This is a genomic window from Aliiroseovarius sp. PrR006 (assembly GCF_010500215.1).
GTDB lineage: Bacteria > Pseudomonadota > Alphaproteobacteria > Rhodobacterales > Rhodobacteraceae > Aliiroseovarius.
This window is the reverse complement of record NZ_JAAGOY010000004.1, coordinates 820907-840204: the sequence shown is the minus strand read 5'-3', so window position 1 is coordinate 840204 and position 19298 is coordinate 820907. Positions and strand designations below refer to the sequence as shown.

Here is a 19298-nt window from a genome sequence, read left to right as displayed (position 1 = left end):
CTAAGATCTGAAGAGGTTGGGACCCAAGCCGTGCCGGGTCAGTTGTCGTCGTTGGTGTTGTCCTGACGCCTGCGGCCCCAGCTCTCTTCGCGCAATTTCCGCTTTTCTGCCCGCCACTTGTCCTTGGCTTCCTTTTGAAGCTGGGCAGGGGGAGGAAGATGCTTGCGCGCCTCTTTCAGCGCAAAAGGCTGCAGGGTTTTGGCATGCGGTTTCAGGAAGGCGCGGGCGCGATCCGGATCGTGTTTGGATAGATCGCGTACCCACCAAGCCACGGCCTTCTGGATGAACCAATCCGGGTCGCTGACATAGCCATCGGCCCAGCCCAATACGCGATCCCGAACAGCGATTTCTTCGTCCTTAGGGTTGTTTTGCTTGGTCCACGGCAGGGTGATCACAAGGGCCGCGCGGCGGGTCCACATGTGGTCGGACGTGGTCCATTTCTCGACATCATCAAGGCGCGAGGGATCGGCCACCAGACGTTTTTGCCCGGCCATGCAGACATGATCCGCAATCGCCCAGCTGTCGAAATCCGGCACCCAGCTTTGGATCAGATCCCACACCGCATCATCGGGACGGATACGGGCCTGAGTCAGTAGCTTTGCGGCGGCGATACGGGCTTCGAACACATCGGTTTTCCACAGCTGATCGGCCAAAGCCACGCGTTCGTCGACGGACAATGACTGCCGCCATTCCTTGGTCAGGTCATTCAGCGCTGGGTTCGGGATACCCCACACCTCGCGCGTTTGCTTATGATAGGCCTTCTGCCCTTCGGCGCGGCCCGGTTCGATCTGGGCCTTCAGCGCGGCCAGCGCGTCGTCAAGTGTCATTCTACGGTCACCGATTTGGCAAGATTGCGGGGTTGGTCCACGTCTGTACCCTTTGCGATCGCAGTATGATAGGCCAAAAGCTGTGCGGGAATGGCATACAGGATCGGTTGGATCAGTTCAGGCGCTTCGGGCAGGGCGAGCGACTGCCACACGCCATCCCCAGCTTCTTGGGCGGCGCGCGCATCGGATACCAGCACCACACGACCACCACGGGCCATGACCTCTTGCATGTTCGAGACGGTCTTGTCGAACAGCGCATCGTGAGGTGCCATGACGACAGTCGGTGTAACCTTGTCGACCAGCGCGATGGGACCATGTTTTAGCTCGCCCGACGCATAGCCCTCGGCGTGGATATAGCTGATTTCCTTGAGTTTCAGCGCGCCTTCCAGGGCTAGCGGGAACATTTGTCCGCGGCCCAGAAACAGGACGTCGCGTGCCTCGGCCAGTTTGCTGGCAATCTTCTTGGTGGCCGCGTCGATGGTCAGGGCGTGGCTCATCAGGCCGGGAAGCTGACGCAGTTCGGCCAGACGCTGGGCCAGTGCGGCATCGTCCAGATGCCCGCGATCATGGGCGGCTTTCAGCGCCATGATGGCGAAGCTGGCCAGCTGGCAGGTGAACGCCTTGGTCGAGGCCACGGACACCTCGACACCCGCATAGATTTCCACCGCCACATCGCTTTCCCGCGCGATCGAGCTTTCGGGCATGTTGATCAGCGACACGATCTTATCGACCTTGCCCGCCGAATAGCGCAGGGCGGCCAGTGTGTCGGCAGTTTCGCCCGACTGGCTGACGAACAGTCCGATGGTTTTGGGCGCGAAGGGGGCCTCGCGATAGCGGAACTCGGACGCGACGTCGATGTCAACGGGCAGGCGGGCATAGTGTTCGAACCAGTATTTGGCGACCAACCCGGCGTAATAGGCCGTGCCACAGGCCACGATGGACAGGCGATCCACGTCGGCGAAATTGACCCCGCCAAGATCCATGGTGATCTTGTCGCCCGAGGCATAGGCCTTCAGTACATTGCCGACCACGGTCGGCTGCTCGGCGATTTCCTTCGCCATATAGTGCTTGTAGCCGCCTTTCTCGATCCGGGCGGCGTCCAGTTTTACCTGTTTCACGGGGCGGTTGGCGCGGCGACCTTCGGCGTCGTAGATCTCGGCTCCGTCGCGGGTGATGACGGCCCAGTCGCCTTCTTCCAGATAGGTGATCTTGTCGGTCATCGGCGCCAGTGCGATGGCGTCTGAACCCACGAACATTTCACCGTCGCCGTGACCGATGGCCAATGGGCTGCCCTTGCGCGCGGCGATCATCAGATCGCTTTCTCCATCGAACAGGAAGCACAGCGCAAAGGCCCCGTCCAGCTGAGCCAGAGTGGCCTCGACAGCCTCTTTCGGGGTCTTTCCCTGGGCCACATAGCTTTGCGCCAGCAGAGCGACGGTTTCGGTGTCTGTTTCGGTCGAGAACTCGAACCCTTCAGCGGCAAGCCGATCACGAAGCTCGCGGAAATTTTCAATAATGCCGTTGTGCACCACGGCCACGTTGCCTGCGCGGTGTGGGTGGGCGTTGTCTGTCGTGGGCGCGCCATGGGTGGCCCAGCGGGTGTGACCGATGCCGGATTTGCCCGACAGCGGGTTGTGGACCAGCGTGTCGGACAGGTTCACCAACTTGCCGACAGCCCGGCGGCGACCCAGTTGGCCTTTCGCGTCGATGGTTGCAATGCCCGCGCTGTCATATCCGCGATATTCCAACCGTTTCAGCGCCTCGACCAAGATCGGTGCTGCTTCGTGATCGCCAAGAACCCCTACAATACCACACATTTTCAGGATCCTTTCTGACGGCGGGCCTTGGTCGCCCTTAACTTTTCAAACAATTTCACGGCAAGGCCCGGTTTGATCTCAAGCTTCGGGCGGGCTACGGCCATTGCCCCTGCGGGCACGTTTTTCGTGACCACGGTACCGGTGGCGGTCATCGCCTCATCCCCGACCGAGACCGGAGCCACCAGACAGGTATTCGACCCGATGAAGCTGCGCGCGCCAATATCGGTGTGGTGCTTCGAGACGCCGTCATAGTTGCAGGTAATCGTCCCTGCGCCGATATTCGCGCCTTCGCCCACACGTGCGTCGCCCACATAGGACAGGTGGTTCACCTTCGCGCCTTCTTCGATCTGGGCGTTCTTGATCTCGACAAAATTGCCGATCTTGGCGTGTTCTGCCAATTCCGCGCCGGGGCGCAGACGGGCATAGGGGCCGACCACCCCACCGCGTGAGACGTGGCAGCCTTCGAGGTGCGAGAAGGCACGGATGCGGGCCTCGCTTTCCACGGTCACACCGGGGCCGAAGACTACGTTGGGTTCCACGACCGTGTCGCGGCCAATCACTGTGTCATGTGCGAAATAGACGGTGTCGGCGGCGATCAGCGTAACGCCATCCTCCAGCGCGGTAGCACGGGCGCCCGCTTGGAACACCTCTTCCGCAGCCGCCAGTTCAGCGCGCGAGTTGATGCCCAGCGTCTCGGCCTCGTCACAGGTGACGACGCGGGCGGTCAGGCCCTTGGCGCGGGCCACTTCCACGATGTCGGTCAGGTAATACTCGCCCGAGGCGTTGTCGTTCCCGACCCCATCGATCAGCTCGAACAGGGTTTGAGCATTCGCCGCAATAACGCCGCTATTGCAGAGCGTTACGGCGCGCTCCTCTTCCGATGCGTCTTTGAATTCGACAATGCGCTCCAGCGCGCCGTCGTTCGCGATCAAGCGGCCATAACGACCGGGATCTGCGGCCTCAAACCCCAAAACGACCACATCGGACCCAGACGCACGCTCGGCCGCCATGGCTTCCAACGTTTCCGGGCGGATGAACGGCGTGTCGCCATACAGAACGATTGCGTCCCCATCGAACCCGTCCAGCGCGGAGCGGGCCTGAGCGACAGCGTGGCCGGTGCCCAGCTGTTCTTCCTGCACGGCGATGGTGATGTCGGGGTCCAGATCAGCGGCGGCTTTGCCCACCATTTCGGCCCCGTGGCCGACGACCAGCACGGCGCGTTCGGGCTCTAGCGCCGCACCCGAGGCCAGCGCATGCGCAAACAGCGGCGCGCCTGCGACCTCATGCATCACCTTGGGAAGGTCCGAATTCATCCGTGTTCCCTTGCCCGCGGCAAGGATAATCAAGGCTGTTGCCATGTCGATCTGCTCTTTCAATTCCTTTTGGCCCGTTTTACCCCTTGAGGCGCGGCTCGCAAGGGAAACCGGTTCAATTAACCTTACGCGAGGTTACAGGGTCGGCGGGGATTTGCCAAAGAGGGATCAGTGGAATGGCGCAAGGCAACGGAAAACGCACGGTGATTTTTGATCTGGATGGCACGCTTGCGGACACGTCGGGTGACCTGATCGCAGCAGCAAATGCGTGTTTTGAAGGGCTGGGGCATGGGGCTCTGTTGGACCCGGAGGCGGACGCGCTGACTGCGTTTCACGGTGGGCGGGCCATGCTGCGCCTAGGTTTTGAAAGGTTGAACGGCGCAGCGGCCGAGGCTGACGTGGATCGCGAGTTTCCCAACCTATTGACCGCGTATGAGGCCGACATCGATCGGCACACGGTGATCTATCCCGGCACGATGGAGGCGGTCGAGCGGCTGCATGTGGCGGGCTATGCGGTTGGGATCTGCACCAATAAGCCCGAGGGGCTAGCGCGTATTTTGCTCACGCGTCTGGGCATTCTGGACCGGTTCACCTCGCTGATCGGAGCGGACACGCTGCCAACACGGAAGCCTGATCCGGCGCCCTTTGTGGCGGCTGCCTTGCAAGCTGGCGGCGATCCGGCCCGCGCGCTATTGGTAGGCGATACCGTGACCGACCGCGAGACGGCCCGCGCCGCCAACGCACCCTGTATCCTTGTAGGGTTCGGACCCGAGGGGCCGGGCGTTGCGCGGTTGGAACCCGAGGCTATGCTGAACCATTATGATGATCTGGACGACACGGTGGCACGACTGATTGGCTAAGCCTGTCCATTGACCTTCCCGGCAGGGCTGCGCACTCTGCCGCCATGACTGAACGATTCACCGGCAATTTCACCCAGCAAGAACCCATTCCCGACGAAGGGGTCGATGCAGCCTTGGAGGTTCTGCGTCACGGACGCCTGCACCGCTATAACGTGGCCGAGGGCGAGACCGCGCATGCAGCCTTGCTGGAGCAGGAATTCGCGGCCCAGATGGGATCGAAATATGCGCTCGCCGTGTCCTCGGGCGGGTATGCGATTGCGACCGCCCTGCGTGCGGTCGGGGTCGAAGCGGGTGACCACGTTCTGACCAACGCCTTCACGCTGGCCCCGGTGCCGGGTGCGATTGCGTCCCTTGGTGCGAAGCCGGTTTTTGTCGAAGTGACGGAGGCGCTGACCATTGATCTGGACCATCTGGCGCAGCTGGTGGCTGAGAAGGATGCGCCGCGTATGCTGCTGCTGTCCCATATGCGCGGACATATCTGTGACATGGACCATTTGATGCAGATCTGCGACGGGGCAGGGGTCACGGTGATCGAGGACTGTGCCCACACGATGGGCGCGCGCTGGAACGGCACTCTGTCCGGACGTCACGGGGCGATGGCGGCCTATTCGACCCAGACCTATAAGCATGTGAATTCGGGCGAGGGCGGGTTGCTGATCTCGGACGATCCCGACCTGATGGCCCGCGCGATCATCCTGTCGGGCAGCTACATGCTCTATGAGCGTCACTTGGCCGGTCCACCGCCTGAAGCATTCGAGAAGGTGAAATACATCACGCCCAATATCTCGGGCCGGATGGACAATCTGCGGGCGGCGATCTTGCGGCCTCAGCTGGCGAAGCTGGAAGAACAATGCGCCGCATGGAATGCGCGCTATCGCGTGGTCGAGGAAGGGCTTCGCAGCACGCCGGGTCTAACGGTGATCGAACGGCCCGATGCCGAGGATTACGTCATGTCCTCGTTTCAGTTCCTCTTGTTGGATTGGTCAGAAAACGCCGTGACCGAAGTTGTCGCGCGCTGTGCTGACCGTGGTGTCGAATTGAAATGGTTCGGCGGGGCCGAGCCTGCTGGCTTTACTAGCCGCTATGACAGTTGGCGCTATGCAGATACGCCCACCCTGCCCAAGACCGACCGGATCCTAAAAGGCATTCTGGATTTGCGTCTACCGCTGACCTTCTCGCTGGATGACTGCGCGCTGATTGCGCGGATTATCCGTGACGTGGTGGGGCGGGTACAGCAGGCGGGCTGAGCCCCCGAAAATCAGACAGAAACGAGGCCCGCGCGCGTTGTGACGCTGCGTGAATTTGCGCGCGTATTGACGCGAATCGAGCTTTCGGCGCATTAACTGAACAAGTGTTCAATAATGCGATCCAGAATATCTGATCCGGAAGGAAGCCGCCATGTTCAACAACTCTATGAATTTCGACCTGGGTGAAGACGTCAACGCCATCCGCGAGATGGTGCACCGCTTTGCACAAGACCGGATCAAGCCGATCGCTGCCGAAGTTGACCAGAAAAACGCCTTCCCGAACGAACTGTGGAAAGAGTTCGGCGAGCTGGGCCTGTTGGGCGTCACCACGCCTGAGGAATACGGCGGGTCGGACATGTCCTATCTGGCGCACGTGATCGCGGTGGAAGAGATCGCCCGCGCCTCGGCCTCGGTCTCGCTGTCTTATGGCGCGCATTCGAACCTCTGCGTGAACCAGATCCGCCGCAACGCCACCGACGAGCAGAAAGCGAAATACCTGCCGAAGCTGTGTTCGGGCGAACATATCGGCGCGCTGGCCATGTCTGAAGCGGGCGCGGGTTCGGACGTTGTGGGCATGAAACTGCGTGCGGAAAAGCGCAACGGCTACTATGTTCTGAACGGCACCAAATTCTGGATCACCAACGGCCCGGACGCGGACACACTGGTGGTTTACGCCAAGACCGACCCGGATGCAGGTCCCCGCGGCATCACCACCTTCATCATCGAAAAGGGGATGAAGGGCTTCTCGACCTCGGAACATTTCGACAAGCTGGGGATGCGCGGATCGAATACCGCCGAGCTGATCTTTGAAGACGTGGAAGTGCCGTTCGAAAACGTGCTGGGCGAGGAAGGCAAAGGCGTTGCTGTTCTGATGTCGGGTCTGGACTACGAACGTGTGGTTTTGTCGGGCATTGGTACCGGCATCATGGCCGCCTGTCTGGACGAGATCATGCCCTACATGAAAGAGCGCAAGCAGTTCGGTCGTCCGATCGGGGACTTCCAGCTGATGCAGGCGAAAATCGCCGACATGTACACCGCGATGAACTCGGCCCGTGCTTATGTTTACGAAGTCGCCAAAGCCTGTGACCGTGGCGAGGTGACCCGTCAGGACGCCGCTGCCTGTGTGCTTTATGCCTCGGAAGAAGCGATGAAACAGGCGCACCAAGCCGTACAGGCCATGGGTGGTGCGGGCTTCATGAATGAAACCCCGGTTAGCCGCATCTTCCGCGACGCCAAGCTGATGGAAATTGGCGCGGGCACCTCGGAAATCCGCCGTATGTTGATCGGCCGCGAACTGATGAACGCGCAGTAATGAAGATTCTGGTTGGCGCATTGATCTTGTTCGGTGCTGCAGCGCAACCCGCTGCGGCGCAGGATTGGGACTATTCCTTTGCGCCGACCACCGATTGCCTTGCTGAAAAGGGCTCAACCGGAGAGGCGCATCAGTGCTTCGGCGCAGCTGCAGAAGCCTGCATGGAGGCCAATGACGCCGGCTACAGCACGATGGGCATGGTGTCCTGCATGGACCAAGAAGCCCGCGATTGGGACCGGCGTCTGAACAAAGTCTATGGGCTTTTAAGGGCGGCCTACAAAGCCAGCGACACTGAGATGGCCGAGATCGGCGCAACCGTTCCCAGTCGTGCGGACGCCCTGCGCAACATGCAGCGCGCGTGGATCACATTCCGCGATGCAAGCTGTGCTTATGACCGCTCCCATTGGGGCAATGGCACGGGAGCCGGTCCGGCTGGCGTCTCGTGTTTCTTGAACATGACCGCCCGCCAAGCCTGGTCGCTTGAACAGGATGCTCAGGGCTGGCTCGAAATGAACTGCAACCACGAAGGATGCTGAGATGAAACTAACATCCCAAGCCACGCCCGGCTCTGAGGCGTATAAAGCAAACCGCGAAGGGCACCTTGAAGCCTTGAAAGTGGTGGCAGATGCTGCCGAAGCCGCTGTTGGCGGCGGTGGACAGAAATCCCGCGACCGTCACCTGTCGCGTGGCAAGATGCTGCCGCGTGACCGCGTGTCGAACCTTCTGGATCCGGGATCTCCGTTCCTTGAGGTCGGCGCGACGGCCGCCCATGATATGTATGACAATTCCGCGCCCTGTGCCGGTGTGATTGCCGGGATCGGACAGGTCCACGGTCAGGAATGCATGGTCGTCTGTAACGATGCCACCGTGAAGGGCGGCACCTACTATCCGATGACCGTGAAAAAGCACCTGCGCGCCCAAGAGATCGCGGAAGAGTGTAATCTGCCCTGTATTTATCTGGTCGACAGCGGCGGCGCGAACCTGCCGCAGCAGGACGAGGTGTTCCCGGATCGCGACCACTTTGGCCGGATTTTCTATAACCAAGCGCGCATGTCGTCGAAGGGCATTCCGCAGATCGCGGTTGTGATGGGGTCGTGTACCGCTGGTGGTGCCTATGTGCCCGCCATGTCCGACGTGACGATCATCGTGAAAGAGCAAGGCACCATCTTCCTTGCAGGTCCCCCCTTGGTGAAGGCCGCAACGGGCGAGGTTGTGTCCGCGGAAGATCTGGGCGGTGGCGACGTGCACACCCGCCTGTCGGGCGTGGCAGACTATCTGGCCGAAGACGACGCCCACGCGCTGGCGCTGGCCCGCCGCGCAGTCGATAGCCTGAACCGCGAGCGTCCGGCCACTGTGAAGTGGCAAGAGCCGGAAGAACCTGCCTATGACGCCGAAGAACTGTTGGGTGTTGTCCCCGCCGACCTCAAGACGCCCTACGACATCCGCGAAGTGATCATGCGTATCGTGGACGGCTCGCGCTTTGACGAATTCAAACCGCGCTTTGGCGAAACACTGGTCACCGGCTTTGCCCACCTTAAAGGCTGCCCCATCGGGATCATCGCAAATAACGGCGTGATCTTCTCGGAAGCCGCGCAGAAAGGTGCGCATTTCGTGGAACTGTGCAGCCAGCGCAATATCCCGCTGGTATTCCTGCAAAACATCACCGGCTTCATGGTGGGCCGGAAGTATGAAAACGAGGGCATCGCCCGTCACGGCGCCAAGATGGTGACTGCGGTTGCCACCACAAACGTCCCGAAAGTGACAATGGTTGTCGGTGGCTCGTATGGCGCAGGAAACTACGGCATGGCCGGTCGCGCTTATCAGCCGCGCTTCATGTGGTCTTGGCCGAACTCGCGGATTTCCGTGATGGGCGGCGAACAGGCCGCTGGCGTGCTGGCCACGGTGAAACGCGATGCGATCGAACGTCAGGGCGGCGAATGGTCGGCAGATGAAGAAGCCGCTTTCAAGCAGCCCACCATCGATATGTTCGAGGAACAGAGCCACCCGCTCTATGCCTCGGCGCGTCTGTGGGATGACGGCGTCATTGACCCGCGTAAATCGCGCGAGGTGCTGTACCTGTCGCTGCTGGCCGCTCTGAACGCCCCGATCGAAGACACCAAGTTCGGCGTCTTCCGGATGTAATCGGACCCGGCCCGTCATCGGGCCGGAAATATTCTCGGATGTCCGAGGCGCCAGACAGCCCCCGGAACCTCCGCCCGACAAAAGGAACAGACATATGTTCACGAAAATTCTGATTGCAAACCGCGGCGAAATTGCCTGCCGCGTCATCGACACCGCCCGCAAGCTGGGCGTGGCCACGGTGGCCGTTTACTCGGACGCGGATGCGAATGCACGCCATGTGCGGATGGCTGATGAAGCCGTTCACATTGGTCCGCCGCAGCCCGCGCAGTCCTATCTGCTCGGCGACCGGATCATTCAGGTGGCACTGGACACCGGCGCACAGGGTATTCACCCCGGCTATGGCTTCTTGTCGGAAAACCCCGACTTTGTGGATGCTGTTGAAAAGGCTGGCCTGACCTTCATCGGCCCGTCGGCAGATGCGATCCGCAAGATGGGTCTGAAAGATGCCGCAAAGAAGTTGATGGTGGATGCAGGCGTGCCCGTTGTTCCCGGCTATCACGGCGAAGATCAGGATCCCGCGCTTCTGGCCGCTGAGGCCGAGAAGATGGGTTATCCGGTGCTGATCAAGGCTGTCGCAGGTGGCGGCGGCAAAGGGATGCGTCGTGTTGATGATCCTGCCGATTTCGCGGATGCCTTGGCCTCGGCTCAGGGCGAAGCCCAGACCGCATTTGGCAACCCCGATGTATTGGTCGAAAAATACATTCTAAGCCCACGCCACATCGAGGTGCAGGTCTTTGGCGATGGCACCCATGCGGTGCATCTGTTCGAGCGCGACTGCTCGCTGCAGCGTCGCCACCAGAAAGTGATCGAAGAAGCCCCGGCCCCCGGCATGACCGAAGAGGTCCGCGAGGCAATGGGCATGGCTGGCGTACGTGCCGCCGAGGCGATCGGCTATAAGGGTGCAGGCACGGTTGAGTTCATCGTGGACGGGGCCAACGGTCTGCGCACGGACGGGTTCTGGTTCATGGAAATGAACACCCGCCTGCAGGTGGAGCACCCCGTCACCGAAGAAATCACCGGCGTTGACCTTGTGGAATGGCAGCTGCGCGTTGCCTCGGGCGAAGGCCTGCCCAAGCAGCAGGACGAGCTGACCATCACCGGCCACGCGTTTGAAGCACGTCTTTATGCCGAGGACGTGCCGAAGGGCTTCTTGCCCGCGACCGGTACGCTGTCCCACCTGAAATTCCCCGAAGGCGCGCGGGCCGATACCGGCGTGCGGGCAGGGGATACGATCAGCCCGTTCTATGACCCGATGATTGCGAAACTGACGGTGCATGCTGGTTCGCGGGCGGCTGCGCTGCGGATGCTGTCCTCGGCGCTTTCTCATACGGAAGTTGCCGGGTCTGTGACCAACCTTGCGTTCCTGGGCGCACTGACCCGTCATGAAGGATTTGCGGCAGGGGATGTAGACACCGGCCTGATCGAACGCGACCTTGAGGCGCTAACCGACGAACCCGGCCCCAGCCTCAGCGACATTGGCGCCGCAGCCCTGTGTGCGCTGGACCTGCTGAAACGTGAAGGTACCGGCTTTACCCTGTGGGGCGGTCAGAACCACTTCGTCACGCTTACACATGCGGACGAGCAGTTCGACGTGGTCGTGACCTCGTACGGTGCGGATCGTCACATGATCGCAGTCGGCGACGATCAGATCGAGGCGCTGTGCCTGAACGGTCAGTGGAAAATGGGCGGCGACCGTGGCCCACGCGTGGCCAAGGCTGGAAACGTGGTTACCGTATTTGCCCAATCGGGTCTGGAGTTCCACGTGGCCGATCCCTTGGATCAGATGGCTGACAGCGGTGCAGGTGCTGGCGTGATCGAAGCGCCGATGCCGGGCCTTGTGAAAGCCGTGTTCGCCACCGCTGGCCAAGAGGTGAAGGAAGGCGACCGCCTTGCGATCCTTGAAGCCATGAAGATGGAGCATTCGCTGGAAGCTGCGCGTGATGGTGTGGTGGCCGAGGTGCTGTGCGCCGACGGTGATCAGGTGGAAGCCGGTGCGCCGCTGATCCGTCTGGAAGACGAAGAGGAAGAGGCATGACCTTTCGACTACATCATGTTCAGTATGGCCGTTCGGTTCGGATCCTCTGGCTGATCGAAGAAATCGGGCTGGAAGAGAAGCTGGGCGAGACGCTCGAAGTGGTCGAATACCAGATCGGCTCGCGCGAGATGTTCGAAAGCGATCTGCGCAAGGTCTCGCCCGCCACCCGTATTCCGGCGTTGGAAATCGACGACATCACCATGTCGGAAAGCGGTGCCATCGTCGAATATCTGATCGAGACCAACGCGCCCGATCTGGGTGTCGCCCCCGGCCAGCCGGAACGCACCGACTATCTGCAATGGATCCACTACACCGAAACCATGGCCAGCCTGATCGAACAGCTGAACATGCAGATGGTCTTCCTGCGTCCGCCCGCGAAGGCCAGCCCGATTGTTCTGAAGCTAAACGTGGCGCGTCTGCGTCACACGCTGGCTGGGCTTGAAAAACGTCTTGAGGGGCGCGACTGGTTGCTGGATCGCGGGTTCTCGGCGGCCGACATCATGATGGGGTTCAACATCTTCGCGGCACCTTACTATGTGAAGCTCGACGAGTTCCCGAATGTCACGGCCTATAAGGCGCGGATCGAGGCATTGCCGTCCTATCAGCGCACCGTCGCCCGCGAGGGTGAGCAACGGTTCTATGCGCAGGATTTCTATCCGGTGCCCGAGGAGTAACCCTATGGAATACGTAGAGATTTTCGAAGTCGGCCCGCGTGACGGGTTGCAAAATGAAAAGCGCCAAATCCCGACGGCGGAAAAGATCGCTCTGGTCGACCTGCTGTCCGGCGCGGGTTTCAAGCGGATCGAGATCGCCAGTTTTGTCAGCCCCAAATGGGTGCCGCAAATGGCCGACAGTGCTGATGTACTGGCTGGCATCACCCGCGCGCCGGGCGTGTCCTATGCAGCGCTGACTCCGAACATGCGCGGGTTTGAGGGCGCGGTGGCGGCGAAAGCCGACGAGATCGCCATCTTTGGCTCGGCCTCGGAAGGGTTCTCGAAAGCCAATATTAACTGCACGATTGCCGAAAGCCTTGAGCGCTTTCAGCCCGTGGCCGAGTCTGCCAAGACGGCGGGCCTTCCCATGCGCGGCTACATTTCCTGCGTGACGGACTGCCCCTATGACGGCAAGACCGATCCCGCACAGGTGGCGTGGGTCGCGAAAGAACTGCTGGCGATGGGCTGCTATGAGATTTCGCTGGGCGACACGATCGGGCAGGCGACGCCGGACAGCATTTCGGCAATGCTCGACGCCGTGTTGGGCGAGGGCGATGCGTCGAAGTTTGCGGGCCATTACCACGACACCAGTGGGCGAGCGTGCGATAATGTCGAGGCGTCGCTGGCCAAGGGCCTTCGCGTGTTTGACGCCGCTGTCGGCGGGTTGGGCGGCTGCCCTTATGCGCCGGGTGCGCAGGGCAACGTGGCGACCGAGGCCGTGTATGATCGCGTGACTGCGCTGGGCTACACCACCGGGCTGGACCGGGACATTCTTGAAAAAGCCGCCGTGATGGCGCGGCAGATGCGGGCAGGGGAGTGACCATGGCCTACGAAACCATTTCCATCTCGACCGACGAACGCGGCGTAGCCACTCTGCTTTTGGATCGTGCGGACAAGCACAACGCCATGTCGGCCCAGATGATTGAAGAGCTGACGGACGCCGCGCACAAGCTGGGCGCAGATGACGCGGTACGCGTTGTGATCCTGACCGGTGATGGCAAAAGCTTCTGCGCGGGCGGTGATCTGCGTTGGATGCAAGACCAGATGGCGGCCGATCCCGTGACCCGTGGGGTCGAAGCCAAGAAGCTGGCTATGATGTTGAATGCATTGAATGAAATGCCTAAACCTTTGATCGCGCGTGTGCAGGGGCAGGCGTTTGGTGGTGGGGTTGGCATGGCCTCGGTCTCGGACGTGTCGATCGGAGTGCAGGGGGCAAAGTACGGCCTGACCGAAACCCGTCTGGGCCTGATCCCGGCCACCATCGGCCCCTACGTTCTGGCCCGTTTGGGCGAGGCGATGGCGCGCCGCGTCTTCATGTCAGCGCGCATTTTCGATGCGGACGAAGCCGTGACATTGGGCCTGCTGGCCAAGGCCGTTGCGCCCGAGGATCTGGACGCGGCTGTTGAGGCCGAAGTGAAGCCCTATTTGTCGGTGGCCCCCGGTGCCGTGGCCGAAGCCAAAGCCTTGGCCCGCCGTCTTGGCCCGCCCATCACGGAAGAGATCATCGACGAAACCATCGCTGGTCTGGTTGCGCGCTGGGAAAGTGCCGAGGCGCAGGAAGGCATCGCGGCGTTCTTTGCAAAAGAGAAGCCAAGCTGGGCCTGATCCGCTAGGCTTTGCCGATGATTTGGGCTGGCTGGATATATGTCACGCTGATCGCGATCCTTGTGTGTTTCCAAGCCTGCATGGCGTTGGGGGCGCCTTGGGGACATCTGGCGAACGGAGGCCGCTGGCGCGGGCGCTTGCCGGGCTTCATGCGCGTGGTGGCCATCGGGCAAGGGGCTTTGCTCGCTTTCATGGGGACAGCGATAGCGGCGCGGGCTGGCATCGCATTCGACTGGCCCAACTGGACATTTTGGGCCGCCTTTGCTGTCACGATTGCCACCACAATTGCCAATCTGGCCACTCCGTCGCGTGCCGAGCGTCGCCTGTGGGGACCGGTGACCGTGGTCCTGACCCTCTGTGCGCTGCGTCTTGCGTTTGTCTAGGCACCCTCGAGCGACCGAGTGAGTCTCTTTTCCGACCCGTCACAGAAGTCGAAATGCTGCAGATGCGCGGATCGTCGGAAAGTCGACAAGGAAATTTGATTAACACGTGATGGAAATTTCCGATGAAATTCCGTCGCAGGTAGCGCTCACGCCCCTTACTTTCAACGCCATTTCGCTTAATTTCTGATCGCTCACCTGGTCAAATTCAAATGGCTGAATGCGATGGCCTGTCGGTTGACCCTGCATCGGTGCGGCGGTAAACCGCACATAGCTAGCGAAAGGCGGTAAATCCGCTTTAAAAGGAGCCACACGTGGAAGATCTTCTCCGGGAATACCTCCCCATCATCATTTTCCTCGGACTCGCCATTGTTATCGGACTTGTTCTGATCCTCGCAGCCGTCGTGCTGGCAGTCCGCAATCCCGACCCCGAAAAACTTAGTGCTTACGAATGCGGTTTCAATGCCTTCGATGACGCACGGATGAAATTTGACAGCCGGTTTTATCTGGTGGCGATCCTGTTCATCATTTTCGATCTGGAAATTGCCTTCCTGTTCCCTTGGGCCGTGGCCTTCAAGGATGTCGGGTTGGTCGGGTTCTGGTCGATGATGGTGTTCTTGGCCGTTCTGACAATCGGCTTTGCATATGAATGGAAGAAAGGGGCGCTCGAATGGGAGTGATGACCGGAGCCAACACGGCAGGCGGTGACCGCGAACACGCGACCCGTCTTCTGAACGATCAGCTGGCTGACAAAGGCTTTCTGCTGACCACTACGGATGACATCATCAACTGGGCCCGTACCGGGTCGCTGCACTGGATGACCTTCGGTCTGGCCTGCTGCGCGGTCGAGATGATGCACTCGGCGATGGCCCACTATGACCTTGAGCGTTTCGGGACTGCCCCGCGTGCGTCCCCGCGTCAGTCGGACCTGATGATCGTGGCTGGCACGCTGACCAACAAGATGGCCCCGGCACTGCGCAAAGTGTACGACCAAATGCCCGACCCGCGCTACGTGATCTCGATGGGATCCTGCGCAAACGGTGGTGGCTACTATCACTATTCCTACTCGGTGGTGCGCGGCTGTGACCGCATCGTGCCTGTGGACGTTTATGTTCCCGGCTGCCCTCCGACCGCAGAGGCACTGTTGTACGGCATCCTGCAGCTGCAACGCAAAATCCGCCGCACCGGCACGATTGTGAGGTAAGTGATGAGCGAAGCCCTGAACGAACTTGGCGCAACCATTGAAGCCAAACGCCCTGACTGTGTCCTGAGCTGGGAAGTCGCCTATGGCGAGCTGACCGTGAATGTGCCGCTGTCGGGAATTCCGGCCTTCATCGAGTTCCTGAAGACCGACAACACCTGCAAGTTCTCGACCTTGGTGGACATCACCGCCGTCGACCATCCCGAGCGTGAAGCCCGTTTCGACGTGGTTTACCACTTCCTGTCCATGTACACGAACCAGCGCATTCGCGTGAAAGTGGCCGTGCGCGAGGACGAGATGGTGCCCTCGATCACCGAGGTCCACAAGTCGGCTAACTGGTTTGAACGCGAAGTCTTCGACATGTTCGGCATCCTGTTCACAGGCCACCCGGATCTGCGCCGCATCCTGACGGATTACGGCTTCCGTGGCTTCCCGCTGCGCAAGGATTTCCCGACCACCGGCTATACCGAAGTACGCTATGACGAGGTCGAGAAGCGCGTGGTGTACGAGCCGGTAACCCTGACCCAGGATTACCGCCAGTTCGACTTCATGTCCCCGTGGGAAGGTGCAAACTACATCCTGCCCGGCGACGAGAAAACGGAAGAGGCCAAAGGCTGATCCTGATGAGTGGGCAAACCTTCATATTCTGCGTTGGGGCGACGAAGGCTGGCACAAGCTGGCTGTACGACTACCTCAATTCGCACCGGGAGTGTCAGCTTCCGGCCGTGAAGGAGCTTCACTATTTCGACGCGCTTGAGCATGGCAGCGGCGCATGGCACCGCAAGCAGCTTGAAGAGCGGATGGAAGGCGTGCGTGCCAAACTGGCGATAGACGACACGCCGAAGCCGCACCAGAAGCGTTTGCTGAAGGATGGTCAGGAGTGGCTGGATACATTTGATGGGGAAACCCGCGATGACGACGCCTATCTGAACTTTGTCCGCAGAACCTCGGGCGATGCCAAGCTGATCGGAGACTTTACGCCGGCCTATGGCATGCTGAAGGAAGCGACTTTTCGTGCGATGGCAGGGCTGACCGGCAAGGTGCGCTTTGTTTATCTGATGCGCGACCCGGTGGAGCGCATCTGGTCGAACATCCGCATGGTTGCAGGGCAGGGCGGACGTGCCGCCTTGGATGCCAAGATCAAGGGCGTTCTGGATGGAACGGCCACGAATATCCTTGAGCGGTCGAACTATCGCCGCACTTTGAACCGTCTCAGCGCGGCGATGCCGACCGAGATGTTTCACATTGAATTTTACGAACGGCTGTTCTCGCCCGACGCAATCGCGCGTCTTTGTGCCTTTTTGGGGATCACCCATGAACCGGCGCAGTTTGACCGCGTGGTGCATCGCAGCGTGTCTGCCGATCTGCCAGCAGCCCAACGGGCCCAGCTGCAAGCAGCCCTTAAACCGCAATACAATTTCGTCGAGAAGTTCATGGGTGAGCTTCCGTCGGAATGGACCCAGAAGATGGTGAGCGTATGATGGACGGATCCAACAACTTCGAAGACGCCAAGACCGGCGAACAGAAGATCCGAAACTTTAACATCAACTTCGGGCCTCAGCACCCGGCGGCACACGGCGTGCTGCGCATGGTGCTTGAGCTGGATGGCGAGATCGTCGAGCGGGCCGACCCGCATATCGGCCTTCTGCACCGTGGCACCGAAAAGCTGATGGAAAGCCGCACCTATCTACAGAACCTGCCGTATTTCGACCGGCTGGACTATGTGGCTCCGATGAACCAGGAACACGCTTGGTGTCTGGCGATCGAGAAACTGGCCGGTGTCGAAGTCCCGCGCCGTGGTCAGCTGATCCGCGTGCTGTACTCGGAAATTGGCCGTATTCTGAACCACCTTCTGAACATCACTACGCAGGCGATGGACGTCGGTGCCCTGACCCCGCCGCTGTGGGGTTTTGTGGAACGTGAAGCACTTATGGGCTTTTACGAGCGCGCTTGCGGTGCCCGCCTGCACGCAGCCTATTTCCGTCCCGGCGGTGTGCATCAGGACCTGCCGCCTGAGCTGATCGATGATATCGAGACGTGGGCCCATCATTTCCCGACGCGCATCAAGGATCTGGACGAGCTTCTGACCGAAAACCGCATCTTCAAACAGCGTAACGCTGATATTGGTGTGGTGAACGAACAGGACATTCTGGATTGGGGTTTCTCGGGCGTGATGGTCCGTGGCTCGGGTCTGGCATGGGATTTGCGCCGCGCGCAGCCCTATGAATGCTATGACGAGTTCGAGTTCCAAATTCCGGTCGGCAAGAACGGCGACTGTTATGACCGCTACCTTGTCCGTATGGAAGAGATGCGCCAGTCGCTGTCGATCATCCTGCAATGTGTTGAAAAACTGCGCGCCCCCGAAGGGCAGGGCGATGTGCTGGCCCGTGGCAAGCTGACCCCGCCCAAGCGCAGCGACATGAAACAGTCGATGGAAAGCCTGATCCATCACTTCAAGCTTTACACCGAAGGCTTCAAACTGCCTGAAGGTGAAGTATACGCCGCCGTGGAAGCGCCCAAGGGCGAGTTCGGCGTCTATCTGGTGTCGGACGGATCGAACAAACCCTATCGTTCGAAAATCCGCGCGCCCGGGTTCCTGCATCTTCAGGCAATGGACTATGTGGCCGGTGGCCACCAACTGGCTGACGTCGCCGCCATCATCGGCACCATGGACGTCGTGTTTGGGGAGATCGACCGCTAATGCTCCGCCGTTTGCATCATGAACAGCCCGAAAGCTTTGCTTTCACACCCGCCAACCTTGCGTGGGCGGAAGGGCAGATCACGAAATATCCCGAGGGGCGTCAGGCCTCGGCGGTGATCCCGCTTCTGTGGCGGGCGCAGGAACAGGAAGGCTGGCTGACCAAGCCCGCGATTGAAGCTGTGGCTGACATGCTGGGCATGGCCTATATCCGCGTGCTGGAAGTCGCCTCGTTCTATTTCATGTTCCAACTGCAGCCGGTTGGATCTGTTGCGCATATCCAGATTTGCGGCACGACGGGCTGCATGATCTGCGGTGCGGAAGACCTGATCGCCGTCTGCCGCGAGAAGATCGCCGACAAGCCGCATGTTGTGTCGGACGACAGCAAGCTGAGCTGGGAAGAGGTCGAGTGCCTTGGCTCCTGTACCAACGCGCCGATGGCTCAGATCGGGAAAGACTATTACGAAGATCTGACCGCCGAGAGCTTCGCCAAGATCGTGGACGAGCTACGTGCAGGCAATGTTCCCACGCCCGGTCCGCAAAACGGTCGCTATGCGGCCGAGCCTCTGTCCGGTCTAACTTCGCTGACCGAATATGACAGCGGCAAGACGCAGTATAACGCCTCGGTTCAGCTGGCCACCGACATCGGCGACACGGTCAAGCGCATCGACGGCACCGAAGTTCCGCTTTTGACGCCGTGGATTGGCAAAGACGGGACCGTAGCAGGCCGCAATGCCGCCGCACCGACGCCGAAAGCACCTGCGACTGGCAAGACCGCTGCTCAGCAAGCCAAACCGGCGGCCAAAAAAGCTGCACCGAAAAAAGCCGAGAAGGTAGAGGCCGCGCCTGCTGTCACTGGTAAGGCGAAGAAACCCCGCACCATGAAAGCCCCCCGCAAAGCGGGCGCGGATGATCTGAAACAGCTTAAGGGTGTTGGTCCCAAGCTGGAGCAGACCCTGAACGAGCTGGGTTTCTGGCATTTCGACCAGATCGCCAAATGGGGCGCGGACGAGATCGCATGGGTTGATGACAACCTGAAATTCAAAGGCCGGATCGAACGGGACGGCTGGATTGAGCAAGCCAAGACCCTGGCTGAGGGCGGAGAGACCGAGTTCTCGTCCAAGGTCAAAAAGGGCAAGGTTTACTAA

General features: G+C 60.5%; 19 protein-coding genes. 16 read left to right on the top strand and 3 right to left on the bottom strand.

The window, feature by feature from the left end; all coding sequences use genetic code 11:
- Positions 1-38: 38 nt before the first annotated feature.
- The 3 genes from G0Q00_RS04155 to glmU are packed head-to-tail and all read right to left on the bottom strand — an operon-like array spanning position 39 to position 4002.
- Entirely contained in the window at positions 39-827 is a 789-nt protein-coding gene (locus tag G0Q00_RS04155; protein WP_163036660.1) for a DNA alkylation repair protein, read from the bottom strand.
- Complete coding sequence (gene glmS / locus G0Q00_RS04150) at positions 824-2644, bottom strand: glutamine--fructose-6-phosphate transaminase (isomerizing) (RefSeq protein WP_163036658.1); 1821 nt, start codon at positions 2642-2644, stop codon at positions 824-826. Before glmS ends, G0Q00_RS04155 begins: the two co-directional genes overlap by 4 nt.
- Before the next feature lie 2 nt (positions 2645-2646).
- Positions 2647-4002 carry a bifunctional UDP-N-acetylglucosamine diphosphorylase/glucosamine-1-phosphate N-acetyltransferase GlmU gene (gene glmU, locus G0Q00_RS04145; RefSeq protein WP_163036656.1) on the bottom strand — a complete coding sequence of 452 codons (1356 nt, stop codon included), beginning with the start codon at positions 4000-4002 and terminating at the stop codon, positions 2647-2649.
- Positions 4003-4133: 131 nt separating this feature from the next.
- On the opposite strand from glmU, the gene G0Q00_RS04140 reads away from it, so the two are divergent.
- The 16 genes from G0Q00_RS04140 to G0Q00_RS04065 all read left to right on the top strand — a co-directional run bounded on the left by G0Q00_RS04140 (position 4134) and on the right by G0Q00_RS04065 (position 19298).
- Entirely contained in the window at positions 4134-4817 is a 684-nt protein-coding gene (locus G0Q00_RS04140) for an HAD-IA family hydrolase (RefSeq protein ID WP_163036654.1), read from the top strand.
- 44 nt (positions 4818-4861) lie between these two features.
- Positions 4862-6064, top strand: coding sequence for a DegT/DnrJ/EryC1/StrS aminotransferase family protein (locus tag G0Q00_RS04135; protein WP_163036652.1), 1203 nt, complete (start codon positions 4862-4864; stop codon positions 6062-6064).
- Between the two features lie 151 nt (positions 6065-6215).
- Positions 6216-7376 carry an isovaleryl-CoA dehydrogenase gene (locus G0Q00_RS04130; protein WP_163036650.1) on the top strand — a complete coding sequence of 387 codons (1161 nt, stop codon included), beginning with the start codon at positions 6216-6218 and terminating at the stop codon, positions 7374-7376.
- Positions 7376-7912 (top strand): lysozyme inhibitor LprI family protein, encoded by a 537-nt coding sequence (locus tag G0Q00_RS04125; protein WP_163036648.1) that lies wholly within the window; start codon positions 7376-7378, stop codon positions 7910-7912. Before G0Q00_RS04130 ends, G0Q00_RS04125 begins: the two co-directional genes overlap by 1 nt.
- A gap of 1 nt (position 7913) precedes the next feature.
- Entirely contained in the window at positions 7914-9518 is a 1605-nt protein-coding gene (locus tag G0Q00_RS04120; protein ID WP_163036646.1) for a carboxyl transferase domain-containing protein, read from the top strand.
- Positions 9519-9612: 94 nt separating this feature from the next.
- Positions 9613-11553 carry an acetyl/propionyl/methylcrotonyl-CoA carboxylase subunit alpha gene (locus tag G0Q00_RS04115; RefSeq protein WP_163036644.1) on the top strand — a complete coding sequence of 647 codons (1941 nt, stop codon included), beginning with the start codon at positions 9613-9615 and terminating at the stop codon, positions 11551-11553.
- Positions 11550-12227: a glutathione S-transferase family protein gene (locus G0Q00_RS04110; protein WP_163036642.1), complete on the top strand. Its 678-nt coding sequence runs from the start codon at positions 11550-11552 to the stop codon at positions 12225-12227. The genes G0Q00_RS04115 and G0Q00_RS04110 overlap by 4 nt, the downstream gene beginning before the upstream one ends.
- A 4-nt stretch (positions 12228-12231) precedes the next feature.
- On the top strand, positions 12232-13086 hold the full coding sequence (locus tag G0Q00_RS04105; RefSeq protein ID WP_163036640.1) for a hydroxymethylglutaryl-CoA lyase: 855 nt from the start codon (positions 12232-12234) through the stop codon (positions 13084-13086).
- A 2-nt stretch (positions 13087-13088) separates the two neighbouring features.
- Positions 13089-13871: a crotonase/enoyl-CoA hydratase family protein gene (locus G0Q00_RS04100; protein WP_163036638.1), complete on the top strand. Its 783-nt coding sequence runs from the start codon at positions 13089-13091 to the stop codon at positions 13869-13871.
- 17 nt (positions 13872-13888) lie between these two features.
- A complete protein-coding gene (locus tag G0Q00_RS04095) occupies positions 13889-14254 on the top strand; it encodes a hypothetical protein (RefSeq protein WP_163036636.1) in 366 nt (121 codons plus the stop codon).
- A gap of 311 nt (positions 14255-14565) precedes the next feature.
- A complete protein-coding gene (locus G0Q00_RS04090; RefSeq protein ID WP_133489503.1) occupies positions 14566-14931 on the top strand; it encodes an NADH-quinone oxidoreductase subunit A in 366 nt (121 codons plus the stop codon).
- Positions 14922-15455 carry an NADH-quinone oxidoreductase subunit B family protein gene (locus G0Q00_RS04085; RefSeq protein WP_108855999.1) on the top strand — a complete coding sequence of 178 codons (534 nt, stop codon included), beginning with the start codon at positions 14922-14924 and terminating at the stop codon, positions 15453-15455. Before G0Q00_RS04090 ends, G0Q00_RS04085 begins: the two co-directional genes overlap by 10 nt.
- A gap of 3 nt (positions 15456-15458) precedes the next feature.
- On the top strand, positions 15459-16070 hold the full coding sequence (locus G0Q00_RS04080) for an NADH-quinone oxidoreductase subunit C (RefSeq protein ID WP_163036634.1): 612 nt from the start codon (positions 15459-15461) through the stop codon (positions 16068-16070).
- 5 nt (positions 16071-16075) lie between these two features.
- On the top strand, positions 16076-16933 hold the full coding sequence (locus tag G0Q00_RS04075) for a sulfotransferase (RefSeq protein ID WP_163036632.1): 858 nt from the start codon (positions 16076-16078) through the stop codon (positions 16931-16933).
- Positions 16933-18153, top strand: coding sequence for an NADH-quinone oxidoreductase subunit D (locus tag G0Q00_RS04070; protein WP_163036630.1), 1221 nt, complete (start codon positions 16933-16935; stop codon positions 18151-18153). The genes G0Q00_RS04075 and G0Q00_RS04070 overlap by 1 nt, the downstream gene beginning before the upstream one ends.
- Positions 18153-19298 carry an NADH-quinone oxidoreductase subunit E gene (locus G0Q00_RS04065; protein ID WP_163036628.1) on the top strand — a complete coding sequence of 382 codons (1146 nt, stop codon included), beginning with the start codon at positions 18153-18155 and terminating at the stop codon, positions 19296-19298. The genes G0Q00_RS04070 and G0Q00_RS04065 overlap by 1 nt, the downstream gene beginning before the upstream one ends.

What these genes read in the sequence shown, in the direction of transcription:
- G0Q00_RS04110 (WP_163036642.1), top strand. Translation starts at nt 11,550, where the DNA reads ATGACCTTTCGACTACATCATGTTCAGTATGGCCGTTCGGTTCGGATC.
- G0Q00_RS04095 (WP_163036636.1), top strand. Translation starts at nt 13,889, where the DNA reads ATGATTTGGGCTGGCTGGATATATGTCACGCTGATCGCGATCCTTGTG.
- G0Q00_RS04140 (WP_163036654.1), top strand. Translation starts at nt 4,134, where the DNA reads ATGGCGCAAGGCAACGGAAAACGCACGGTGATTTTTGATCTGGATGGC.
- G0Q00_RS04100 (WP_163036638.1), top strand. Translation starts at nt 13,089, where the DNA reads ATGGCCTACGAAACCATTTCCATCTCGACCGACGAACGCGGCGTAGCC.
- G0Q00_RS04075 (WP_163036632.1), top strand. Translation starts at nt 16,076, where the DNA reads ATGAGTGGGCAAACCTTCATATTCTGCGTTGGGGCGACGAAGGCTGGC.
- glmS (WP_163036658.1), bottom strand. Translation starts at nt 2,644, where the DNA reads ATGTGTGGTATTGTAGGGGTTCTTGGCGATCACGAAGCAGCACCGATC.
- G0Q00_RS04125 (WP_163036648.1), top strand. Translation starts at nt 7,376, where the DNA reads ATGAAGATTCTGGTTGGCGCATTGATCTTGTTCGGTGCTGCAGCGCAA.
- G0Q00_RS04155 (WP_163036660.1), bottom strand. Translation starts at nt 827, where the DNA reads ATGACACTTGACGACGCGCTGGCCGCGCTGAAGGCCCAGATCGAACCG.
- G0Q00_RS04135 (WP_163036652.1), top strand. Translation starts at nt 4,862, where the DNA reads ATGACTGAACGATTCACCGGCAATTTCACCCAGCAAGAACCCATTCCC.
- G0Q00_RS04080 (WP_163036634.1), top strand. Translation starts at nt 15,459, where the DNA reads ATGAGCGAAGCCCTGAACGAACTTGGCGCAACCATTGAAGCCAAACGC.
- G0Q00_RS04070 (WP_163036630.1), top strand. Translation starts at nt 16,933, where the DNA reads ATGGACGGATCCAACAACTTCGAAGACGCCAAGACCGGCGAACAGAAG.
- glmU (WP_163036656.1), bottom strand. Translation starts at nt 4,002, where the DNA reads ATGGCAACAGCCTTGATTATCCTTGCCGCGGGCAAGGGAACACGGATG.
- G0Q00_RS04105 (WP_163036640.1), top strand. Translation starts at nt 12,232, where the DNA reads ATGGAATACGTAGAGATTTTCGAAGTCGGCCCGCGTGACGGGTTGCAA.
- G0Q00_RS04130 (WP_163036650.1), top strand. Translation starts at nt 6,216, where the DNA reads ATGTTCAACAACTCTATGAATTTCGACCTGGGTGAAGACGTCAACGCC.
- G0Q00_RS04120 (WP_163036646.1), top strand. Translation starts at nt 7,914, where the DNA reads ATGAAACTAACATCCCAAGCCACGCCCGGCTCTGAGGCGTATAAAGCA.
- G0Q00_RS04065 (WP_163036628.1), top strand. Translation starts at nt 18,153, where the DNA reads ATGCTCCGCCGTTTGCATCATGAACAGCCCGAAAGCTTTGCTTTCACA.
- G0Q00_RS04085 (WP_108855999.1), top strand. Translation starts at nt 14,922, where the DNA reads ATGGGAGTGATGACCGGAGCCAACACGGCAGGCGGTGACCGCGAACAC.
- G0Q00_RS04115 (WP_163036644.1), top strand. Translation starts at nt 9,613, where the DNA reads ATGTTCACGAAAATTCTGATTGCAAACCGCGGCGAAATTGCCTGCCGC.